The organism is Arthrobacter sp. Y3221087 (assembly GCF_059089905.1).
Map to the genome: position 1 here is coordinate 73,246 of NZ_JBNHFE010000008.1, position 19,920 is coordinate 93,165.

Annotated in this window: 22 protein-coding genes, 6 tRNA genes and 1 riboswitch; of the genes, 20 read left to right on the forward strand and 8 right to left on the reverse strand. The window is 67.7% G+C overall.

What is annotated here, in order from left to right; translation table 11 throughout:
- Positions 1-15 precede the first annotated feature (15 nt).
- Positions 16-1,056 (forward strand): cell division protein ZapE, encoded by a 1,041-nt coding sequence (gene zapE / locus AC5RUO_RS17860; protein WP_494011051.1) that lies wholly within the window; start codon positions 16-18, stop codon positions 1,054-1,056.
- A gap of 3 nt (positions 1,057-1,059) precedes the next feature.
- Here zapE and AC5RUO_RS17865 read toward each other — a convergent pair whose 3' ends face one another.
- From AC5RUO_RS17865 to AC5RUO_RS17895, 7 genes are all read right to left on the reverse strand, one after another.
- Positions 1,060-2,283, reverse strand: coding sequence for a benzoate/H(+) symporter BenE family transporter (locus AC5RUO_RS17865; protein ID WP_494104206.1), 1,224 nt, complete (start codon positions 2,281-2,283; stop codon positions 1,060-1,062).
- Positions 2,284-2,444: 161 nt separating this feature from the next.
- A complete protein-coding gene (locus tag AC5RUO_RS17870; protein WP_494011053.1) occupies positions 2,445-2,708 on the reverse strand; it encodes an antitoxin in 264 nt (87 codons plus the stop codon).
- A 174-nt stretch (positions 2,709-2,882) separates the two neighbouring features.
- Positions 2,883-2,954, reverse strand: a tRNA-Val gene (locus tag AC5RUO_RS17875).
- A gap of 42 nt (positions 2,955-2,996) precedes the next feature.
- A tRNA-Gly gene (locus AC5RUO_RS17880) sits at positions 2,997-3,069 on the reverse strand.
- 52 nt (positions 3,070-3,121) lie between these two features.
- Positions 3,122-3,193 (reverse strand) — tRNA-Val (locus tag AC5RUO_RS17885).
- Positions 3,194-3,232: 39 nt separating this feature from the next.
- Positions 3,233-3,303: transfer RNA gene (locus AC5RUO_RS17890), tRNA-Cys, on the reverse strand.
- A 47-nt stretch (positions 3,304-3,350) separates the two neighbouring features.
- Positions 3,351-3,423 (reverse strand) — tRNA-Gly (locus AC5RUO_RS17895).
- 305 nt (positions 3,424-3,728) lie between these two features.
- Here AC5RUO_RS17895 and AC5RUO_RS17900 point away from each other — a divergent pair.
- The 14 genes from AC5RUO_RS17900 to hisF all read left to right on the forward strand — a co-directional run bounded on the left by AC5RUO_RS17900 (position 3,729) and on the right by hisF (position 15,128).
- Positions 3,729-3,803, forward strand: a tRNA-Val gene (locus AC5RUO_RS17900).
- A 103-nt stretch (positions 3,804-3,906) separates the two neighbouring features.
- Positions 3,907-4,767: a cytochrome gene (locus AC5RUO_RS17905; RefSeq protein ID WP_494011054.1), complete on the forward strand. Its 861-nt coding sequence runs from the start codon at positions 3,907-3,909 to the stop codon at positions 4,765-4,767.
- Positions 4,768-4,831: 64 nt separating this feature from the next.
- Positions 4,832-5,434 (forward strand): peptide deformylase, encoded by a 603-nt coding sequence (gene def / locus AC5RUO_RS17910; protein WP_494104207.1) that lies wholly within the window; start codon positions 4,832-4,834, stop codon positions 5,432-5,434.
- Positions 5,431-6,351 (forward strand): methionyl-tRNA formyltransferase, encoded by a 921-nt coding sequence (gene fmt / locus AC5RUO_RS17915; protein WP_494104208.1) that lies wholly within the window; start codon positions 5,431-5,433, stop codon positions 6,349-6,351. Before def ends, fmt begins: the two co-directional genes overlap by 4 nt.
- The gene (locus tag AC5RUO_RS17920) at positions 6,348-7,949 is read left to right on the forward strand and encodes an RsmB/NOP family class I SAM-dependent RNA methyltransferase (RefSeq protein WP_494104209.1); all 1,602 of its coding nucleotides are present in this window, start codon (positions 6,348-6,350) and stop codon (positions 7,947-7,949) included. The genes fmt and AC5RUO_RS17920 overlap by 4 nt, the downstream gene beginning before the upstream one ends.
- Positions 7,950-8,035: 86 nt before the next feature.
- Positions 8,036-8,713: a ribulose-phosphate 3-epimerase gene (gene rpe / locus AC5RUO_RS17925; RefSeq protein ID WP_494104210.1), complete on the forward strand. Its 678-nt coding sequence runs from the start codon at positions 8,036-8,038 to the stop codon at positions 8,711-8,713.
- Positions 8,714-8,752: 39 nt separating this feature from the next.
- Positions 8,753-8,903: riboswitch (FMN riboswitch) on the forward strand.
- Between the two features lie 260 nt (positions 8,904-9,163).
- Positions 9,164-10,303 (forward strand): bifunctional diaminohydroxyphosphoribosylaminopyrimidine deaminase/5-amino-6-(5-phosphoribosylamino)uracil reductase RibD, encoded by a 1,140-nt coding sequence (gene ribD / locus AC5RUO_RS17930; protein ID WP_494104243.1) that lies wholly within the window; start codon positions 9,164-9,166, stop codon positions 10,301-10,303.
- Positions 10,303-10,941 carry a riboflavin synthase gene (locus AC5RUO_RS17935; RefSeq protein WP_494104211.1) on the forward strand — a complete coding sequence of 213 codons (639 nt, stop codon included), beginning with the start codon at positions 10,303-10,305 and terminating at the stop codon, positions 10,939-10,941. The genes ribD and AC5RUO_RS17935 overlap by 1 nt, the downstream gene beginning before the upstream one ends.
- A 44-nt stretch (positions 10,942-10,985) precedes the next feature.
- Positions 10,986-11,696, forward strand: coding sequence for a 3,4-dihydroxy-2-butanone-4-phosphate synthase (ribB, locus tag AC5RUO_RS17940; protein WP_494104212.1), 711 nt, complete (start codon positions 10,986-10,988; stop codon positions 11,694-11,696).
- Positions 11,693-12,469, forward strand: a complete 777-nt coding sequence (ribA, locus tag AC5RUO_RS17945; RefSeq protein WP_494104213.1) for a GTP cyclohydrolase II — start codon at positions 11,693-11,695, stop codon at positions 12,467-12,469. The genes ribB and ribA overlap by 4 nt, the downstream gene beginning before the upstream one ends.
- A gap of 17 nt (positions 12,470-12,486) precedes the next feature.
- The gene (gene ribH / locus AC5RUO_RS17950; protein ID WP_494104214.1) at positions 12,487-12,975 is read left to right on the forward strand and encodes a 6,7-dimethyl-8-ribityllumazine synthase; all 489 of its coding nucleotides are present in this window, start codon (positions 12,487-12,489) and stop codon (positions 12,973-12,975) included.
- 104 nt (positions 12,976-13,079) lie between these two features.
- A complete protein-coding gene (locus AC5RUO_RS17955; RefSeq protein ID WP_009358176.1) occupies positions 13,080-13,343 on the forward strand; it encodes a phosphoribosyl-ATP diphosphatase in 264 nt (87 codons plus the stop codon).
- 90 nt (positions 13,344-13,433) lie between these two features.
- On the forward strand, positions 13,434-14,294 hold the full coding sequence (gene hisG, locus AC5RUO_RS17960) for an ATP phosphoribosyltransferase (protein WP_494011063.1): 861 nt from the start codon (positions 13,434-13,436) through the stop codon (positions 14,292-14,294).
- Positions 14,295-14,351: 57 nt separating this feature from the next.
- The gene (hisF, locus tag AC5RUO_RS17965; protein WP_494052949.1) at positions 14,352-15,128 is read left to right on the forward strand and encodes an imidazole glycerol phosphate synthase subunit HisF; all 777 of its coding nucleotides are present in this window, start codon (positions 14,352-14,354) and stop codon (positions 15,126-15,128) included.
- A 14-nt stretch (positions 15,129-15,142) separates the two neighbouring features.
- Here hisF and AC5RUO_RS17970 read toward each other — a convergent pair whose 3' ends face one another.
- Positions 15,143-15,787: a TIGR03085 family metal-binding protein gene (locus AC5RUO_RS17970; RefSeq protein ID WP_494011065.1), complete on the reverse strand. Its 645-nt coding sequence runs from the start codon at positions 15,785-15,787 to the stop codon at positions 15,143-15,145.
- Positions 15,788-15,898: 111 nt separating this feature from the next.
- Between AC5RUO_RS17970 and hisI the strand changes: the two genes are divergently transcribed.
- The 5 genes from hisI (at position 15,899) to trpC (ending at position 19,858) form a co-directional block, all read left to right on the forward strand.
- The gene (gene hisI / locus AC5RUO_RS17975) at positions 15,899-16,327 is read left to right on the forward strand and encodes a phosphoribosyl-AMP cyclohydrolase (protein WP_494011066.1); all 429 of its coding nucleotides are present in this window, start codon (positions 15,899-15,901) and stop codon (positions 16,325-16,327) included.
- A gap of 115 nt (positions 16,328-16,442) precedes the next feature.
- Positions 16,443-18,005, forward strand: coding sequence for an anthranilate synthase component I (locus AC5RUO_RS17980; protein ID WP_494104215.1), 1,563 nt, complete (start codon positions 16,443-16,445; stop codon positions 18,003-18,005).
- Positions 18,005-18,643 carry a Trp biosynthesis-associated membrane protein gene (locus AC5RUO_RS17985; RefSeq protein WP_494104216.1) on the forward strand — a complete coding sequence of 213 codons (639 nt, stop codon included), beginning with the start codon at positions 18,005-18,007 and terminating at the stop codon, positions 18,641-18,643. The genes AC5RUO_RS17980 and AC5RUO_RS17985 overlap by 1 nt, the downstream gene beginning before the upstream one ends.
- A gap of 106 nt (positions 18,644-18,749) precedes the next feature.
- Positions 18,750-19,037 carry an HGxxPAAW family protein gene (locus AC5RUO_RS17990; RefSeq protein WP_494011069.1) on the forward strand — a complete coding sequence of 96 codons (288 nt, stop codon included), beginning with the start codon at positions 18,750-18,752 and terminating at the stop codon, positions 19,035-19,037.
- Positions 19,037-19,858 (forward strand): indole-3-glycerol phosphate synthase TrpC, encoded by an 822-nt coding sequence (gene trpC / locus AC5RUO_RS17995; protein WP_494104217.1) that lies wholly within the window; start codon positions 19,037-19,039, stop codon positions 19,856-19,858. Before AC5RUO_RS17990 ends, trpC begins: the two co-directional genes overlap by 1 nt.
- Positions 19,859-19,920: the final 62 nt, after the last annotated feature.

Genomic DNA, 19,920 nt, shown 5'->3' on the forward strand with positions numbered 1-19,920 from the left:
GCAGAACGGACCACCTTGGTACAGATCGAACAGCTTGCCGCCCGCACCCCGGCAGTTTCGGTGGATGAACTCCTCCAGGGCTTCTATCCCTCGCCCCGGTTCGGCCAGGTGTCATTCGCCAGCTACCGTCCGGACCCCAAGCAGCCGAGCCAGGCCGCGGCAGTCCGGGCACTCCAGGGTTTCGCCGACGGCGTGGGCCCGGCCAACGGCGGCGGCGGCCTGTTCAAGAAGCTGTTCGGCAAGAAGGACGACTCCCGCGCCGGGATCTACCTGGACGGCGGCTTCGGCGTGGGCAAGACCCACCTGCTGGCCTCGCTGTGGCACGCGTCCCCCGGCCCCAAGGCCTTCGGCACGTTCGTTGAATACACCAACCTGGTGGGCGCCTTGTCCTTCCGGAAAACCGTGGACGCACTCAGCAGCTACAGGCTGGTCTGCATTGACGAGTTCGAACTGGACGATCCGGGCGACACCGTCCTGATGTCCCGGCTGATGCGGGAACTGGCCGATGCCGGCGTCAAACTCGCCGCAACGTCCAATACGCTGCCTGGTTCCCTGGGTGACGGGCGGTTCGCAGCGGTGGACTTCCAGCGTGAGATCCAGGTGTTGGCGGACCAGTTCGACGTCATCCGGATCGACGGCGAGGACTTCCGGCACCGCGGGCTGCCAGCCGCGCCGGCGCCCCTGAAGAACAGCGAACTCTCCTCGCACATGAAGGCGGAGTTCGACGGCAAGACGGTGGCCCAGGACGAATTCTCCACGCTGATCCACCACCTCGCGGGCGTGCACCCCAGCCGTTACCGGCAGCTGATCGACGGCATCGACGGCGTGGTGTGGCGCAACGTGGAAACCATCACCGAGCAGGCCGTGGCGCTGCGGTTCGTGGTCCTCGCCGACCGTCTCTACGACAAGGACGTCCCCATCCTTGCCAGCGGCGTCCCGTTCGACAAGCTCTTCACCGAGGAAATGATGACGGGCGGCTACCTGAAGAAGTACTTCCGTGCCGTATCGCGCCTCACCGCGCTGGCCCGCGAGGGCCAGAACCACGAACCCTCCTAGCGGCTAGCTTGCAGCCCGGGGGAGGCGGGGCTTCAGGACGGCCCCGACCAGCAGGCCGGCAGCCAGTGCCCAGAATGCCGAGCCGATGCCCAGGAAAGCCAGCCCGGACGCCGCAGCCAGGAAGGTGACGGACGGGGCAATCCTGTCCTCGGGATCGGCCAGTGCCGCGGAGACTGCGGCGGCCAGGGTCCCCAGCAGCGCCAGTCCGGCCACGGCTTCCAGCATCCCCCCGGGCGCGGCGTGGACCAGGGTTACGAGGGCCGCTGAGAATGCAGCCAGGACCAGATAGGCAAGGCCGGAAGTAACACCGGCAATCCACCGCCGGCTCCGGTCGTGGCCGGCCTCTTCACCCGCGGCAAGCGCGGCGCTCAGCGCGGCGAGGTTGATGGCATGGCCACCGAAGGACGCGCCGAGGGCAGTGCCCGCGCCTGTCACCAGCATGGCCGGCCGCCACGGTGTGTCGTACCCGAAGGAGCGCAGGACTGCCACCCCGGGCACATTCTGTGAAGCCATGGTCACCACGAACAGCGGCAGGGCTATGCCCACCATGGCCTGCAGGCTGAACGACGGGGTGGTCCAGACCAGCGTGGGCAGCAAAGTTGTTTGCGGGATGCCTGTCCCGCTGGCCGCCAGCGCAACGGCGATCACTCCGAGGGCAACCAGCAGGGCACCCGGCACTGCCCAGCGCGGCGCGAACCTCATCAGCAGCAGCCAGCAGATGATGACCGGACCCACCAGCAGGGGGACGGTGCCCAGGGCCTTGAACGGTGCGAGGCAAAGCTGCAGGAGCACGCCGGCGAGCATGGCCTGCGCCAGCGACGTCGGGATCCGTGCCATCAGCCGGCCCAGTGCCGGCACCAGGCCGGCCAGGGCTATCAGGACCCCCGTGGCAAGGAACGCGCCGACGGCGGCCGGCCACCCGCCGTCGGCCGCTCCGGATGTGGCAAGCAGCGCCGCCCCGGGCGTGGACCACGCCAGGGTGACCGGCACCTTGGAACGCCAGGCCAGCAGCACAACGCCGAGGCCCACGGCCAGCGTCAATGCCAGCAGGCCGGACGCTGCCTGGGCGGGGTCGGCACCCACGGCCTTCAGGCCGGCGAGGACAACGGCGAAGGATGAGGTGAAGCCCACCAGGGCGGTGACCATGCCCGCAACAATAGGCCGCGAATCCAGCCTCGATGGGGCGCCGGCCGATTGCAGTTTGAAGGGTGCAGGGGACTTCGCCATACCCGCAGGTTACCGGTGCCGGACGGCACGGCGGGAATCGGACTGCCTAAGCCCGATGCGGGATCCGGCCAGAGCGGGTTAAACGCCAAGGGCGCGGGTGCCGCCTCCCGGCGGGACCCGCGCCCCGTTGACGTACTAGGGCAAAGCCCTGGCCAAATCCTTTACGGTGTCCTGTCAGCCGGCGGAACCGGGTTGACGGGAGGGACCGGGGGAACCTGCCCGGCGGCAGGTGCCTGGCCCGGGGTTCCGTTCTTGTCAACGAGCTTGGAAGCGCCATTCTGGATCTTGTCGACGTGGCCCGAGTACTTGCCTCCGGTCTTGGTGTCGACGAAATCACCGGCCTTGCTGATGCCGTTCTTGATGGCCTGCTCGTTGCCACGGATGAGACCTTGAGCTTTGCCCTTTAGATCGCCAATGAGTCCCACGAGCACCTCCCTTCAATCGCGGAGCCAGGTCGCTCCTCGCGCATTCGATCCTAGACCTGCCGGAAAGGCCTGCCAAGGACATCGGGAGCTTTGGCCGTTCGCCGGCAGCGCAATCACGGGGGTGCAAGAGTTCCGGACAACAAAAAAGCAGCTCCGAAGAGCTGCTGCAAAGTGTGGGCGATACTGGGATCGAACCAGTGACCTCTTCCGTGTCAGGGAAGCGCGCTACCGCTGCGCCAATCGCCCGGAACCGGAAGACCGGCATATGGGTTGTGTAAAAGGTAAGAGAGCGGACGACGAGATTCGAACTCGCGACATCCACCTTGGCAAGGTGGTGCTCTACCAGCTGAGCTACGTCCGCATATGCGTTCCGGCCGAAACCGGACTGCGTTGTGGCAAGTGACCTTGCCGAGTGGGCGATACTGGGATCGAACCAGTGACCTCTTCCGTGTCAGGGAAGCGCGCTACCGCTGCGCCAATCGCCCATTGCACCGGATGGCATCCGGAAACCATGGTTTTCACCGAGGTGGGTACGGGATTCGAACCCGTGTATACGGCTTTGCAGGCCGCTGCCTCGCCTCTCGGCCAACCCACCGTGTAAGCGCTGATTCCGGGGAACCGTTGCTGTGACAGTGTCCTGCGAGCGGACGACGAGATTCGAACTCGCGACATCCACCTTGGCAAGGTGGTGCTCTACCAGCTGAGCTACGTCCGCATTTTGGAGGGTGATTCGCTGCCGTTCCCGGCATTTCCTCGCGTTCCAACGAGTAAAAACAATATAGGAGGTTCCGGGATTCTCCAAATCGGGGGTGCCGCAGCCGGCGCCGATGTGCCTGCTTCCCTGCAATGGCGCGGAAGTGGCGGAGTTACAGCTGTGTAATTCACGACGGCGGCGGGCCGGAGTTCTCCTATAGGGGGACCTTTCTGTGGTCTTCTTGAGTGCCATCCAGGGAATGTCGATGCCTGGGTGCCGCCGATTTTTGAAATGGCGGAAACGTGGGCTAGCATTCAAATGCATCAGGGCGATTGGCGCAGTGGTAGCGCGCTTCGTTCACACCGAAGAGGTCACTGGTTCGAACCCAGTATCGCCCACCAAAGATTGGTCCGTTTCCGCTCAATGAGCAGTGGAAGCGGACCTTTTTTGTGCCCGGACCATCGCCCGGAGACTTTGTCGGCCCCCTGTGAAAGAGTCTTTTCCATGACTGATCCGCTTCTTGCCCACGCCACGGAATACGGCCGGATGTACGCCCGGTCCACGTCGGAGCAGTTTTCCGTGCCGTCCATTACTACCGTCATCAGCCAGCAGCCGCATGGCATGGACGGGTGGTTCGGGTACATGGGGGCCAGCAGCCTGGCGAAAGATCCCCTGCTGGCGGACTGCCTGGGAAGCCCGGCCAAGATCAAGCAGGCAATAAACCGGGCGGCCAAGGCTGCCGAAACCTACCGGGATGAGGCAGCCCGGCGCGGGGACCGGGTGCATCACTATTGTGAGCAGGTGGCGCTCCGGGCACTCGGCCGCCCCCATGCCATGAAGGAAGCCCGGGAAGCCCTGGCGGCCAACGGTGAAGAAGCGTTCGCTGTCCGGTTCGACGAATGGTGGGAGCTCTTCCGGGTTGAACCAATCGCGCCGGAAATCACTGTGTGGAACAACTCCGTGGGGTACGCCGGAACGCTTGACCTTGTTGCCCGCATCAACGGCCGCGTCTGCCTGATCGACTACAAGACCAAGGGCACAACCCGTGACGGCACGGTCAAACCGCTGGATGACAAGGTGGTCATGCAGCTGGTGGCGGGCATGAAGGCGGAGGAAAGCCTGGTGGACCCGGTCGCGGGAACCTGGGAGCCCTGGAAGTACGGTGACAACCCCGTGCTGCTGGCAGTGGCCATCGGCGAAACCGAAGTCCGTCCCGTGCGTGCCAACCCGGAAGTCCTCAAGCACCACTGGTGGAAGTTCTGCGCACTGCGCCGGGTGTGGGAGTTGTCCGCGGACACAATCAGCGCCGGAACGGCGCTGCTCCCCATCGCCCCGCCGCCCCTGGTGCCTGCCCGGACGGGCTGACGCCGGTTACTGCACCTAAACTGTATTGGTCCCCTTTGCCGCAAACCGTGAGGAAAAACAGCGCATGGCTATCCTGAATATCCGCATCATCGGCGATCCCGTGCTCCGCACAGTCGCCGAGCCCGTGACGGAATTCGGACCCGAGCTTGCCAAACTTGTCGCCGACATGACCGAGACCATGGAGGACGTGGAGGGCGCAGGCCTCGCCGCGCCGCAGGTGGGCGTCAGCCAGCGTGTCTTCACGTACCGCATCGGCGGCGTGGAAGGACATATCGTCAACCCAGTGCTGGAAAACAGCACTGACTACCAGGAGGACGAGGTGGAAGGCTGCCTCTCCATTCCGGGCCTCGGCTTCCCCGTGCGCCGGTTCCGCGCAACCCGCGTGACCGGCGTGGACATGCAGGGCAACCCGGTGTCCGTTGATGCCGAAGGGATGCTGGCACGCTGCTTCCAGCACGAAAACGACCACCTGGACGGCATCCTCTACACCGACCGGCTTGAGGGGGAGGACCGGAAGGCGGCCCTGCGCTCCATCCGCAACGCCAATTACGACGCCGTCACGGAACGGACCACGGCCAAGCGCGCCAAGACTGTCAGGTCCAGTTTCGGCGGCTCAAGCTTTGGCGGCTCCAGCTTCGGACCCGGCGCCGCCGGCAGCGCCGGGTGAGGGTCCTTTTCGCGGGCACCCCCGCGGTCGCCGTCCCGTCCCTGAACGCCCTGGTGGAGGCCGGCTTCGACGTCGTTGCCGTGCTGACCCGCCCGGATGCCCCCATTGGGCGTAAACGCGTGCTCACGCCGTCGCCGGTTGCCGCCCGGGCGGCAGAACTGGGTATCGACGTGATCCGGGCGTCCCGGGTCGACGCCGAAGCAACGGCCAGGATCGCGGAAGCCGAACCGGACGTCGCGGCCATCGTCGCGTATGGCGGCCTTGTTCCGCCCGCTGCCCTCGGCATACCCCGGCACGGCTGGGTCAACCTGCATTTTTCCCTGCTGCCCGCCTGGCGCGGCGCAGCGCCCGTACAGCGCGCAGTGATGGCCGGGGACGATATCACCGGGGCTGTCACGTTCCAGCTCGAGGAAGGCCTGGATACCGGGCCTGTCTTCGGCACCCTCACCGAGAGGGTGGGGCCGGAGGACACCGCCGGAGAGCTGCTGGAGCGGCTCTCCCACAGCGGTGCGGTCCTCCTGGCGCAGACCCTTTCGGCCATCCAGGCAGGGAAGGCGTCCCCGGTCCGGCAGTCCGGCGACGTTTCCCTGGCACCGAAACTCACGCTCGAGGACGGGCACCTCAACTGGGGCCACCCTGCCCTCGCCATCTCCCGGCAGGCCCGCGGTGTCACCCCGGAACCCGGCGCCTGGACACTCCTGGACGGACAGCGCGTGAAACTGGAACCCGTCCGGCTTCGGTCCGACGTGGACGGGCTGGCGCCCGGCGCCGTGTCCCTGCACGGCAAGAGTGTCCTGGTGGGCACGGGGTCGCATGCCGTTGAACTGACCCGGATCCAGCCCGCCGGGAAAAAGATGATGTCCGCTGCTGATTGGGCACGCGGCCTGGCTTCACTGGAAGGCGTGGTATTCGAATGAGCGGTTCCGGCGGGAATCAGGGAGGACCCGGAAAAGCGGGAGGCAGGGGCAACGCCGGCGGGCCGGGCGGCAACTCCGGCCAGGGCGGTCCGAGGGGCGGCCGCGGCCAAGGTGGCCCCCGGGACAACAGCCGGCGGAACGCCCAGGGCCGTGAGCGCAACCGCGGACCGCAGCGGAACTTCACCGAAAGCGCTCCGTCCCAGCGCACCCGGCGGGCGGATCCGGCGCGGCTGGTGGCCTTCGAGGTCCTGCGCGCTGTCGCGGCCGAGGACGCGTACGCAAACCTGGTGCTGCCGGCACGGATCCGGCACCACGGGCTGGACAAGCGTGACGCCGGCTTCGCCACGGAGCTCAGTTACGGCGCCCTCCGGGGCCAGGGAACTTACGACGCCATCCTGGCGCGGTGCGTGGACCGGCCGCTGGACCAGCTGGACCCCGCCGTCCTCGACGCCCTGCGCATCGGCACGCACCAGCTGCTCGCCATGCGGGTTCCCGCCCACGCCGCCTTGGACCAGACCGTGGGGCTCGCCAGGGCCGTGATCGGGGCAGGACCATCGGCCTTGATCAATGCCGTGCTCCGCAAAGTCGCGGCCCGCAGTCTGGACGAATGGCTGGACCTCCTGGTGGAGGGCGAAACCGACCAGACCCGGATCGCCGCGCTGCGGCACGCCCACCCTGAATGGATCGTCCGCGCCATGCGCCAGTCCCTTGTGGCGCACGGCCGTCCGGCGGCTGAAATCAACGAGCTCCTGGAAGCGGACAACGCCGCCCCGGTGGTCAACCTCGTGGCCCTGCCCGGGCTGGGAAGCCTGGACGAGGCACTGGAGAGCGGCGCCGCCCCCGGCGAACTGGTGGAGGGGTCCGCCCTGTCCAGCGGCGGGGACCTGGGCCGGCTCTCCTCGGTCCGCAACGGTACCACCCGCGTCCAGGACGTGGGCTCGCAGCTCGTGGCCCGGGCCATGGCGGCAGCGGACCTCGGGCCGGGCGGCGCCGGTACCGGCGAGGCGTGGCTGGACCTCTGCGCAGGCCCCGGCGGGAAGGCCGCCCTGCTGGGCGCGCTTGCCCGGGAGCGCGGCGCCACGCTGCTGGCCAACGAGCCGGCCCCGCACCGTGCCAAGCTCGTCAGCCAGGCACTGTCCGCAGTACCGGGGGACATGTGGCAAGTCCGCACCGGCGACGGCCGCGAGGTCGGTGCCGAGCAGCCGGAGTCCTACCACCGGGTCCTGGTGGACGTTCCCTGCAGCGGTCTCGGCGCGCTCCGGCGCCGGCCCGAGTCCCGCTGGCGCCGGTCCCCGAAGGACCTGACCGATCTCGCACCCCTGCAGCGTGAACTGCTTGCCTCGGCACTGGCTGCCGTCCGGCCAGGGGGAGTGGTGGCCTACGTGACGTGCTCGCCGCATCCGGCCGAGACCAAGGCCGTGGTGGCCGATGCCCTCCGCAAGCGGGACGACCTTGAGCTCCTCGACGCCGGGGCTGCCCTCAACGCCGTCAGCCTGACCGGAAACCTGGGTGCAGGCCACGAATCCACGGCGCAGCTTTGGCCGCACATCCACAGCACCGACGCCATGTTCCTGGCCCTCATCCGCAAGAAGGCCTGACCCGGCGCAGTCGAAGCGTGGCTGCCGCGCAGGCCAGCCCTGCCCGATGACCGACCCCTCCACCAGAACCAGTGAAAGGCATCCCCGTGACGCAATGCTGCATCAACCCGAGCATCCTCTCCGCCGACTTCGTCAACCTTGAGGCTGAACTGCAGCGCATCAGCAATGCCGACGCCGTGCACGTGGACGTGATGGACAACCACTTCGTGCCCAACCTGACCATCGGGCTTCCCGTGGTGCAGCGCATCCAGGCCGTGAGCCCGGTGCCGCTGGATGCCCACCTGATGATCGCCGATGCCGACCGCTGGGCTCCCGGTTTCGCCGACGCCGGCCTGGCCTCGGTCACTTTCCACGCCGAGGCGTCGATCGCCCCGGTGAAGCTTGCCCGCGAACTCCGCAGCAGGGGCTCCAAAGCGGGGATGGCCCTGCGGCCCGCCACTCCGGTTGAGCCCTACCTGGACATGCTGCCCGAACTGGACATGCTGCTGATCATGACCGTGGAGCCCGGCTTCGGCGGCCAGGCTTTCCTGGACATCACCCTCCCCAAGATCCGCCGGGCCAGGGCAGCCATCGACGGTTCGGGAGTGGGAGTGGCCATCCAGGTGGATGGCGGGATCACCGAGGAAACCATCACACGTGCAGCGGAAGCAGGGGCCAACGTCTTCGTGGCCGGCTCCGCCGTCTACGGTGCCGACGAGCCCGCCGCCGCCATCGACAGGCTGCGGGAAGAAGGCGCGCGGACGTTACGCGCGGCGACGGAATAACAGGGCACCCCCTCCTGTTGTGGCACAATAACAAAACACATACGTGCTCCGGGGTCGGTGTAAGTCCGAACCGGCGGTGACAGTCCGCGACCCGCGAGCCGGTGCTTCTCCCAGGAGAAGGCCCGGCGGACGGTTGAACCGGTGAAATTCCGGTACCGACAGTTAAAGTCTGGATGAGAGAAGCACGTACAGCTGTATCTGCAGGGCCGTCCGGCCCCGCAGCGTTCTGCTGTCGTATACCCCCGGAGCCATCGCGGTTCGAGAGGGAAGGAACGACGCAGGAATGAACCCCATGCGATGGCTCTTTGATGATGCCGAAACTGCTGCTGCCTCCGCAGCCGCCACCACCACCGGTTTAGCGGTTTCCACATGACCGTCAGCAACCCGCCGTCCAGCCGGACCATTGCCTCCAGCCGGACCATTGCCTCCAGCCAGGCAGGGGCCGGCCGCATGGCAGGACACCCGGACCTCCGGCCGGCCAGTGGGACCGTCACTGCTTTCAGCCCCGCCGAGACCTCGGCCATGGAGGCTGCGCTCGAAGCAGCCCTGCAGGGACCACGCGGGGCCAACCCGCTGGTGGGCGCCGTCGTCGTTGGTCCTGACGGGATCCCACTGGTCACCGGATACCACCGCGGCGCCGGAACGGCCCACGCCGAAGCCGACGCGATCGCGCAGGCGAAGGCGTCCGGGCTGGACCTGGCCGGCTGCACCATGGTGGTCACCCTGGAGCCCTGCGACCACGTGGGCCGCACCGGCCCCTGCACGGAGGCGATCATCGCCGCCGGCATCACGGACGTGGTGTACGCCGTGGATGATCCGCACGACCCCGCTGCCGGCGGGGCAGCCACGCTGCGCAACGCGGGCGTGCGCGTCCGCAGCGGCCTCGGGGCCGAGGAATCACTGGACCTGAACCGGCAATGGTTCGAGGCAGTGGCCGCAAAACGCCCCTTCGTGACGCTCCATATCGCGCAGACCCTCGACGGCCGCATCGCCGCCGAGGACGGCACCAGCCAGTGGATCTCCAGCCCCGAATCCCTGGCCGACAACCACGCGATCCGCGGCCGGATCGATGCCATCCTGGTGGGCACCCAGACGGTGCTCGTGGACAACCCGCGGCTGACTGCCCGGGACCGCCAGGGGGTGGCGGCCTCGAAGCAGCCCGTCCGCGCCGTGATGGGGCTCCGGGAGATTCCGGCGGACGCCGCCATCCGCGGGGAGGACGGTCTCGCCGTCCACCTGCCCACCCGGGACGCCGGCGATGCGCTGTCCCTGCTCTATGGCACCGGTGCCCGGCACGTCATGGTGGAAGGCGGCTCCCGCATCCTCAGCGCCTTCCTCACCGCAGGACTCGTCGACGAACTCGTCGTCTACCTGGCGCCCACGCTGCTGGGCTCGGGAACGCCCGCCCTCAACGGCCTGGGCATCACCAGCCTTCCCGATGCCCAGCAGTGGGAATGGGACCCGTCCGACGGCGGCGCCGTGCGCACGCTGGGCCGGGACCTTCGACTTCACCTACGACCGCAACGTTCTGTTGCCCTCGATCCACAACCGTCCCGCCACAGCGCGGAGCAAGCCCAGGGAGGCCACTGATGTTTACCGGAATTATTGCCGAACAAGGGCACGTGCTGTCCGTTGACCGGGATGGCGACACCAGCGCCACCATCCGGCTCCACGCACCCGGCACCACCGAGGGCCTTGCCCTGGGCGGCTCGATCGCAGTCAATGGCGTCTGCCTCACGGCCACCGAAATCGACGGCAAGGAGTTCAGCGTGGACGTCATGGGGGAGACCCTGGTCCGCAGCACCACCGGCGAGCTGGCCCCCGGCGACTCCGTTAACCTCGAACGCTGCGTCCCGGCCGGCGGCCGGCTGGACGGCCACGTTGTCCAGGGACATGTGGACGGCGTGGGTGTGCTTTTGGAGCGGGAACCGCTCGGCAACTGGGAACGGCTGCGGTTCGGCGTGCCGGCGAACCTCGCCCGCTACATCGCGGAGAAGGGCTCCATTGCCACCGACGGCGTATCCCTCACCGTCACGGCCGTTAGTGCTGCCGGGGAAGCGGAGCCGTGGTTCGAAGTGGGCCTCATCCCCACCACCCTCGCCGAAACCGGTCTGGGTGCCAAGCGGACCGGCAGCCGCGTCAACCTGGAAGTGGACGTGCTGGCCAAATACACCGAGCGCCTGCTGGCATTCCGCGATTCCTCGGCACCCGCCGGTGGTGCACTGTGAACGCCGCTGTCCGGCTGAAGCCGGAAACAGGGCAGCCCGGGGCTGTGGCACCGGAAACCGCCCGCGGAGCCGCAGCAGGACAGGAGCATGTCCTGGATTCCATCGAGACCGCCGTCCGTGCCATCGCGGCCGGAAAACCTGTCCTCGTGGTGGACAACGAGGACAGGGAAAACGAAGGCGACATCATCTTCGCGGCCCAGCACGCCACGCCGGCCCTGATGGGCTGGACCATCCGGTACAGCTCCGGCGTTATTTGCGTCCCGCTCTCGGGCGAGCGGGCCGACGCCCTGGCACTGCCTCCGATGGTGACGGTCAACGAGGATGCCAAAGGCACCGCCTACACTGTCTCGTGCGACGCCGCCGTTGGCGTCAGCACGGGAATTTCCGCCACCGACCGCGCCCTCACCGCCCGGGTCCTGGCCGACCCGCAGGCCGGACCGTCCTCAGTGACCCGGCCGGGGCATATTTTTCCGCTCCGGGCAGTTGACGGAGGTGTGCGGGAACGCCCCGGCCACACAGAGGCCGCAGTGGACCTGTGCCGCCTCGCAGGCCTGGAGCCAGTGGGCGTCATCGCGGAAGCGGTGTATGACGACGGTGAGATGATGCGCCTGGACGGTCTTCGGACGTTCGCGGCGGAGCATAGCTGCCCCCTGATCTCCATCGAAGATCTGGTGGGTTACCTTGCAACCAGGGCGGGGGATGCTCCGGGGCACGGCGTACGGCCTGCACCGGCCGGGGAGAAGGAGAAACGATGACGGCATCTGCAGCCAGCAATGGCAACCACCAGGACGGCCACCACCAGGACAGCCACCACCAGGACAGCCACCACCAGGACGGCCACCACAGCGGGCGGACCGGCAGCGGGGTGGTGCCCCATCCGGTCAGCGGCGGCCCCATCGTGCAACTGCCCACCGCCTTCGGCGACTTCGTGGCGCAGGCCTGGACAGACATGGTCACCGGTGTTGAACACCTGGCCGTCAGTTCCCCCAATCCGCCCCGTGACGGCAAGGCCCCGCTGGTCAGGCTGCACTCCGAATGCCTCACCGGCGACGTGTTCGGCTCCTACCGCTGCGACTGCGGCGAGCAGCTGGCGTACGCCCTGGAGCTGATCCAGGATCAGGGCGGAACCCTGCTGTACCTCCGCGGCCAGGAGGGCCGCGGCATCGGCCTGGCGAACAAGATCAAAGCCTACGCACTGCAGGAGGCCGGGTTCGACACGGTCGAAGCCAACGAGCAGCTGGGACTGCCCGTGGACGCCCGGTCCTACAACGCCGCCGCCCAGGTCCTCGCCGAAATGGGCCTGCACGAAGTCCGCCTGCTCAGCAACAACCCGGACAAGCAGAACCGGCTCGCCCGGGCAGGCGTGAAGGTGGTGGAAATGGTTCCCACCGAAGTTCCTTCCCGTGACCAGAACATCCGCTACCTGCAGACCAAGAAAGACCGGATGGAGCACCGCCTCCTCCTGGACACCCACGTGGCACCCGTGCCCGTCACCACCCCGAACACCCTCATCCACGAACAAGACTGAACGGAAACAACGTACCTATGAGCGGACACGGCGCCCCCGACATCGACCTCACCACCCTCAGCCCGGCCGAAACCTCCCAGCTGCGGCTGGCCATCGTGGCAGCCAGCTGGCACACCCAGATCATGGACGGACTCCTCGACGGGGCCCTGCGCGCCGCCAAGGACGCCGGCATCAGCGAGCCCACCGTCCTGCGCGTCCCGGGCAGCTTCGAACTTCCCGTTGCCGCCGCCCGGCTGGCGCCGCACTTCGACGCCGTGGTGGCGCTCGGCGTCGTCATCCGCGGCGGCACCCCGCACTTCGACTACGTCTGCCAGGCGGCGACGTCGGGACTCACCGACGTCAGCGTGAACACCGGCGTGCCGGTAGGCTTCGGCGTCCTCACCTGTGACACCGAACAGCAGGGCCTGGACCGCGCCGGCCTGCCGGGCTCCAAGGAAGACAAGGGCCATGAGGCCGTCACCGCGGCGCTGGCCACCGCCGTCGTCCTCAAGCAGTACAAGAACTAACTCGCCGCATGCTGGCGGGCGCGTGTGTGTGTTCCCTCACATCGCGCCCGTCATGCTACGGCCCGGGAAGCGCCCTCCCGCCCGCAGCAAGTAGGCTGGAGGGTGTGAAGAATTTCGAGACGCTGTTCGCTGAGCTCAGCGAGAAGGCAGCCACCCGCCCGGAAGGCTCCCGCACCGTCGCTGAGTTGGAGTCCGGAGTTCACGGCATCGGCAAGAAAGTCGTTGAGGAAGCAGCCGAAGTATGGATGGCCGCCGAATATGAATCCGACGAAGCCGCAGCCGAGGAAATCTCCCAGCTGCTGTACCACCTGCAGGTCCTGATGCTCGCCAAAGGCCTGACCCTGGAAGACGTCTACAAGCATCTGTAGCCACCGGCCCGGCGCGCTTCCCGCCGCCGTGCCCGCTGTGGCCTGCACTGCCTGAACACCCAGACCTTCCAATCCAGAAAGACATTTTCCATGCTGCGAGTAGCCGTCCCCAACAAGGGGTCCCTGTCCGAAGCCGCCTCCGCCATGCTGTCCGAAGCCGGATACCGCCAGCGCCGCGACACCCGCGAACTGGTCATGGTGGACCCGGACAATGACATCGAATTCTTCTTCCTGCGTCCCCGCGACATCGCGGTCTACGTGGGCCAGGGAACGCTCGACGTCGGCATCACCGGCCGGGACCTGCTGCTGGACGCCGAGGTGGAAGCCGAAGAACTCCTTCCCCTGGGATTTGCTGCGTCCACGTTCCGCTTCGCCGGTCCGGTGGGCGATTTTTCGGCCGCCGAGGAACTCGAGGGCAAGCGCCTGGCCACCAGCTATGACGGACTCCTCCGCGGCTACCTGGCCGAACGCGGCATCAACGCCAAGGTGGTCCGGCTGGACGGCGCCGTGGAATCCTCCGTCCGGCTGGGCGTGGCCGACGCCATCGCCGACGTCGTGGAGACCGGCAACACCCTGAAGGCCGCCGGAATGGAAATCTTCGGCGAACCCATCCTCAAGTCCGAGGCCGTCCTGATCCGCCGCACCGGTGAAGGCGGCGCCGCCAACGGCACCGCCCGGGAAATCGACGTCCTCATCCGCCGCCTCCAGGGCGTCCTGGTGGCGCGGCAGTACGTCCTCATGGATTACGACATCCGCAAGGAACTCATGGAGAAGGCCGCCGCGCTGACCCCCGGCCTGGAGTCGCCCACCGTGTCCCCGCTGCGGGATTCGGACTGGGTTGCCGTCCGGTCCATGGTGCCCAAAAAGGAAACCAACCGGATCATGGATGAGCTGTACGACCTCGGCGCCCGGGCCATCCTGGTCAGCAGCATCCACGCCTGCCGCATCTGAGCCCTTTAATCCCAGCAACAGCGCAGCAGGACCACCAAAGATTTCCAGGAGTTTCCCATGGCAGTAGCAGTACGAGTCATTCCCTGCCTTGACGTGGACGCCGGGCGCGTCGTCAAAGGTGTCAACTTCGAGGGCCTCCGCGACGCCGGTGACCCCGTGGAGCTGGCGCACCGTTACGACAATGCCGGTGCTGACGAACTGACGTTCCTTGACGTCACCGCCTCATCCGGCAACCGCGAAACCACCTTCGACGTGGTGCGCCGCACCGCCGAGGAAGTGTTCATCCCGCTGTGCGTGGGCGGCGGCGTCCGCGGCGTGGCTGAAGTGGACAAGCTGCTGCGCTACGGCGCGGACAAGGCTGCCATCAACACCGCGGCCGTGGCCCGTCCGGACGTGATCGATGAAATCACCCGGCACTTCGGCTCCCAGGTCCTCGTCCTGTCCGTGGACGCCCGGCGCACCCGCCCGGGGTCAGAGCCCACGCCGTCGGGCTTCGAAGTGACCACCCACGGCGGCCGCACCGGCACGGGCATCGATGCCATTGAATGGGCCAAGGAAGCAGCCGACCGTGGCGTGGGGGAGATCCTGCTCAACTCCATCGACGCCGACGGCACCAAGGACGGTTTCGACCTGGAGATGATCCGCGCTGTCCGGGCCGCCGTGAAGGTTCCTCTGATCGCCTCCGGCGGGGCAGGCGAGCCGGCACATTTCCCGCCGGCAGTTGCCGCGGGCGCCGATGCCGTACTGGCTGCCTCGATCTTCCACTGGGGCCCGAACGACATGATGCACCAGGTCAAGGACGCCATCAGGGCGGCCGGCTTCGAAGTCCGCTGACCGGATGCTGCCGGTTACAGCCCCACTTCGGCTGACTGGAGAAGCGCGACGGCGTCCGGCTGGCCCTCGAACGTAACCAGGGCGTGGCGCGTGCGGCCGTGGGCGTGCATCAGCAGTTCCCCCGGGTCACCGACGATGGCCACGGAAACCGGAGCACGCCTGGCGACGTGCCGGGGGCCCGACGGGCGCACCAGGACGATGCCGAGGTCCACGCCGCGGTAAAGGATGGCGGCACGCTTGACCAGTTCATGCCAAAGGGCGTCCGAGTAGGCCTCGTCCAGGGCCCTGGGGGCCCAGCGGTCAACGGCGCGGCGGACATCCTCCGTGTGCACGAAGTATTCGATGAGGTTGGAGCTTTCGTCCAGGGCCTTGATGTTCATCGGCGAGAATGCCGGCGGGCCCGCGCGGAACGTGTTCACCAGTCCGGCGTAGTCCTCGGGAGCGGTCAGCTTGGCAGCGAGCCTTGCCGTGGCCTGGTCCGAGGCTTTGGCCAGGCGCTTGATGATCAGGCCCAGCCCCACGGCAGCTTTCCGCTCACGCAGGTAAAGGTGCGCGGCGAGATCCCTGGTACGCCAGCCCCTGCATAGCGTGGGCGCATCAGGACCGGCCGCAAGCAGGGTCTCGGCCAGGACTTCTCGGGACGGTTCGACGAAATGCATCACTTGGAAAACTAGCACGACAGCCGCGAAGTTGGGCAGCTTCCCGGGCGCTGCTGGCGTGCCGTTGTTCACATCCGGAACGGCTCCACCGAAGGCACTAGACTTGATCTGATGTCTGAGCAGCCCGCCCCCGTCCAAGCCTCCGGTTCCGCCGTGCCCGGAAGCCCCGCCGCCGCTGAAACAGGCCCGCTCCCCGCGGAGCTGGCAGCCGCCCTGAAGCGGGACAGCGCAGGCCTGGTGGCCGCCGTGGTGCAGCAGTACGACACCAACGAGGTCCTGATGCTCGGCTGGATGGACGACGAAGCCCTCCACCGCACCATGACCACGGGCCGTGTCACCTTCTACTCGCGCTCCCGCCAGGAGTACTGGCGCAAGGGGGACACGTCCGGGCACGTCCAGTGGGTGAAATCCGTCGCCATGGATTGCGACGGCGACGCACTGCTGGTGCGCGTGGACCAGGTGGGTGCCGCCTGCCACACCGGCACCCGCACCTGCTTCGACGGCAGGGAACTGAACGTCACCACGGCCCAGGCGGTCTGAACCGCACCGGCGGCCCTACCGGCGCCCGCAAGACAGCGGCAGCCACGGCCCGCTGCAGGAATATTTAGGCGTCCGGCGCTGCCGGCCCTCACGAGAACAGGCGGAAACCATAGCCATGCAGGACCTTGGAACCATCAGCCCGAGCCTGGAGGAGTTCCGGGAACTCGCCGGCCACAGCCGCGTTATCCCCGTCCGGCTCAAGGTGCTTGCCGACGCTGAGACCCCCATCGGCCTGTACCGCAAGCTGGCCCAGGGCCAGCCCGGGACATTCCTCATGGAGTCAGCGGCGGTGGGCGGCGCCTGGTCCCGCTATTCGTTCATCGGCGCAAGGTCTCGCGCCACGCTGACCACCAAGGACGGCAACGCGCACTGGCTGGGCGAGCCCCCGGCCGGAGTGCCGGTGGACGGCAGCCCGGTGGACGCCATCCGCGACACCATCGAAGCCCTGCGCACTGACCGCTTCGAGGGGCTCCCGCCGTTCACCTCCGGCCTGGTGGGGTTCCTGGGCTGGGAAACCGTCCGGCACTGGGAGCGGCTGGTCAGCCCTCCCGAGGATGACCTGCACCTGCCCGAAATGGCCTTGAACCTGGTCACCGATATGGCGGTCCACGACAACGTGGACGGCACGGTGCTGCTGATCGCCAACGCCATCAATTTCGACAACAGCTCCGAACGCGTTGACGAGGCCTGGCATGACGCCGTGGCCCGGGTCAAGGCCCTCCTGGCAAAGGTCAGCAGCCCCGTGGCGCAGCCCGTGTCGGTCCTGGCTCCGGCTGCCCTGGACTTTGCCTCCAGCGTCCAGGAGCGCTGGGACGAGAACGAATACCTGGCCGCCCTGGACCGGGGCAAGGAAGCAATCGTTGACGGCGAGGTCTTCCAGGTGGTCATCTCCCGCCGGTTCGAGATGGAGTGCAAGGCCTCCGCGCTGGACGTTTACCGGGTGCTGCGCAACACCAACCCCAGCCCCTACATGTACATCTTCAGCCTGGCGGACGCCGACGGCCGGGAGTACTCCATCGTGGGCTCGTCACCCGAGGCCCTGGTCACCGTCACGGGTGGGGAGGTCATCACGCACCCAATCGCCGGCTCGCGTCCCCGCGGGAAGACCGTGGAGGCGGACAAGGTCCTCGCCGAGGAACTGCTGGCCGACCAGAAGGAACGCGCCGAGCACCTGATGCTCGTTGACCTGTCCCGGAACGACCTCTCCAAGGTTTGTGTTGCCGGAACGGTGGACGTCACGCAGTTCATGGAGGTGGAGCGCTTCAGCCACATCATGCACCTGGTGTCCACGGTGGTGGGCCAGCTGTCGCCACAGGCCAAGGCCTATGACGTCCTCAAGGCGACTTTCCCTGCCGGCACGCTGTCCGGTGCCCCGAAACCCCGGGCGCTGCGCCTGCTCGATGAACTGGAGCCCCATCGCCGCGGCATCTACGGCGGCGTGGTGGGCTACCTCGATTTCGCTGGTGACATGGACATGGCCATCGCCATCCGTTCGGCGCTGCTCCGCGACGGCCGTGCCTACGTCCAGGCCGGCGGCGGCATTGTGGCCGACTCGGTGAACCCCACCGAGGCGCTCGAAACCGTGAACAAGGCCGCGGCACCGCTTCGTGCAGTCCACACCGCCGGCTCCCTGCAGAACATCTCTGCGGAGTCGCTTCCCGGCGGGACCGACGCCTGATGCCCCAGCAGGGAACGGTGCCCGGGCAGGCCGGTAGCGAAAAGAGGGCTGCCCCCGCCTGGGCACGGAAGTCAACGCTGGTGCTCCTCATCGCCGTCCTGGCGCTGGCGGTTTTCGGCACCACCACCCAGACCTGGATGTCCGTCACCCTGGATCCCAACCAGGTGGGCCAGGCAGGTGCCGGGCAGGAACCGCTCACGGTCCAGGGCAGTGATGCCGCCACCACAGTGACGGCGCTGGCCTTGGTGGCGCTGGCCGGGGGACTGGCAGCAGCGATCGCGGGCAGGATCGCCCGGTGGGTCATCACCGCCATCATCGTCCTTGCCTCGGCAGGCATCATCGCCGCGGCTGCTACCGTACTCGCGGACCCCCTTGCGGCAGCACAGGGCTCCATCGCAGCCGCAACAGGCGTGAGCGGCAGCCAGGCGCAGGTGGACTTGACCGCCTTCCCCACCCTCGCCGTCGCCGCCGGCTGCCTGCTGGCACTGGCCGCCCTGCTCATCATTCCCGCAGGCCGGCACTGGAAGACGCGGACCAAATATGACGCGCCGGGGGCGGCGGGCAGCGCCCCTGCGGCGGGCCCGGTGGACGAGATCGACAGCTGGGACCGGCTCTCCCGCGGAGACGATCCCACCTGACCCGGCCGAGCCCCGCAGCCGGTGAGGGGTCGGGCAGCCGCCGATAAACGGTCACGGCCCAAAAAATGGCAGAATGTAAGCAGTATTCATCCTGAGGAGATTTTCCATGAGCAAAGCACCTGCGTCCGTTTCCAAGTCCGGCACCCGCACGGTAGCCCCCGGCGCCATCGACCACAGCCAGGAACTCGGCCACGGCAACAGCCCGGCAGCCTGGACCTGTGTCATCACCATGCTGGTGGGCGCGCTCATCGCATCGATCGCGTTCGTCATCGCCAGCACCCCCATCTTCATCGCCGGGGCCGGCGTGATGGTGGTCGGCCTCATCCTCGGTTACGTCATGCGCAAGGCCGGCTACGGAGTCGAAGGCAGCAAGCTGAAGAACTCCGGCCACTGATGGCAACTGTTCTCGACGACATCAATGCCGGTGTCCGGGAGGACATGGAGGCCAGGAAGCGCCTCGTTTCGCTGGCTGAACTAAAGGACCTGGCCCAATCCGTTGCGCCTGCCCGGGATGCCTGGGCCGCCCTGGGCGGTCCGTCACGGGACCGCAAAGAGCTCAAGGTCATTGCGGAAATCAAACGGCGCAGCCCCTCCAAGGGCCACCTTGCCAGCATCGGCGATCCCGCGTCCCTCGCCCGGCAGTATGCCGACGGCGGGGCTTCCGTCATCAGCGTCCTCACCGAGCAGCGCCGCTTCAACGGGTCCCTGGCGGACCTCGATGCCGTCCGTGCCGCCGTCGACGTCCCCCTGCTGCGCAAGGACTTCACGCTGGACGAGTACCAGATCTGGGAAGCCCGCGCCCACGGCGCGGACCTCGTCCTGCTTATTGTCGCGGCACTTTCCGACGCCCAGCTCAACGACTTCAGCGCCCTCAGCGCCGAGCTCGGCATGAACGTGCTGGTGGAAACGCACACCGAAGAGGAAATCGACCGCGCCGCCGCGGCCAACGCCCGCGTCATCGGCGTCAACGTGCGGAACCTGAAGACCCTCGACGTCGACCGTTCCCTGTTCGCATCGCTCGCCGGACGCATTCCGTCCGGGGCGCTGGTAGTGGCGGAATCGGGCGTCCGGGACGCCGACGATGTCACGCACTACGCCGCCAGCGGCGCCAACGCGGTGCTGGTGGGGGAGGCGCTGGTAAGCCACTCCACCCCGCGGGAGCGGATCGCGGAGTTCACGGCCGCTGGCGCGGCCGCCATCGCCGCCCGCGGCTGACCTGCTGCGCTGTCCTCCTCGCGGCTGCACGGCCGTGGACGAACGGCAGCGATGCCCGGCAC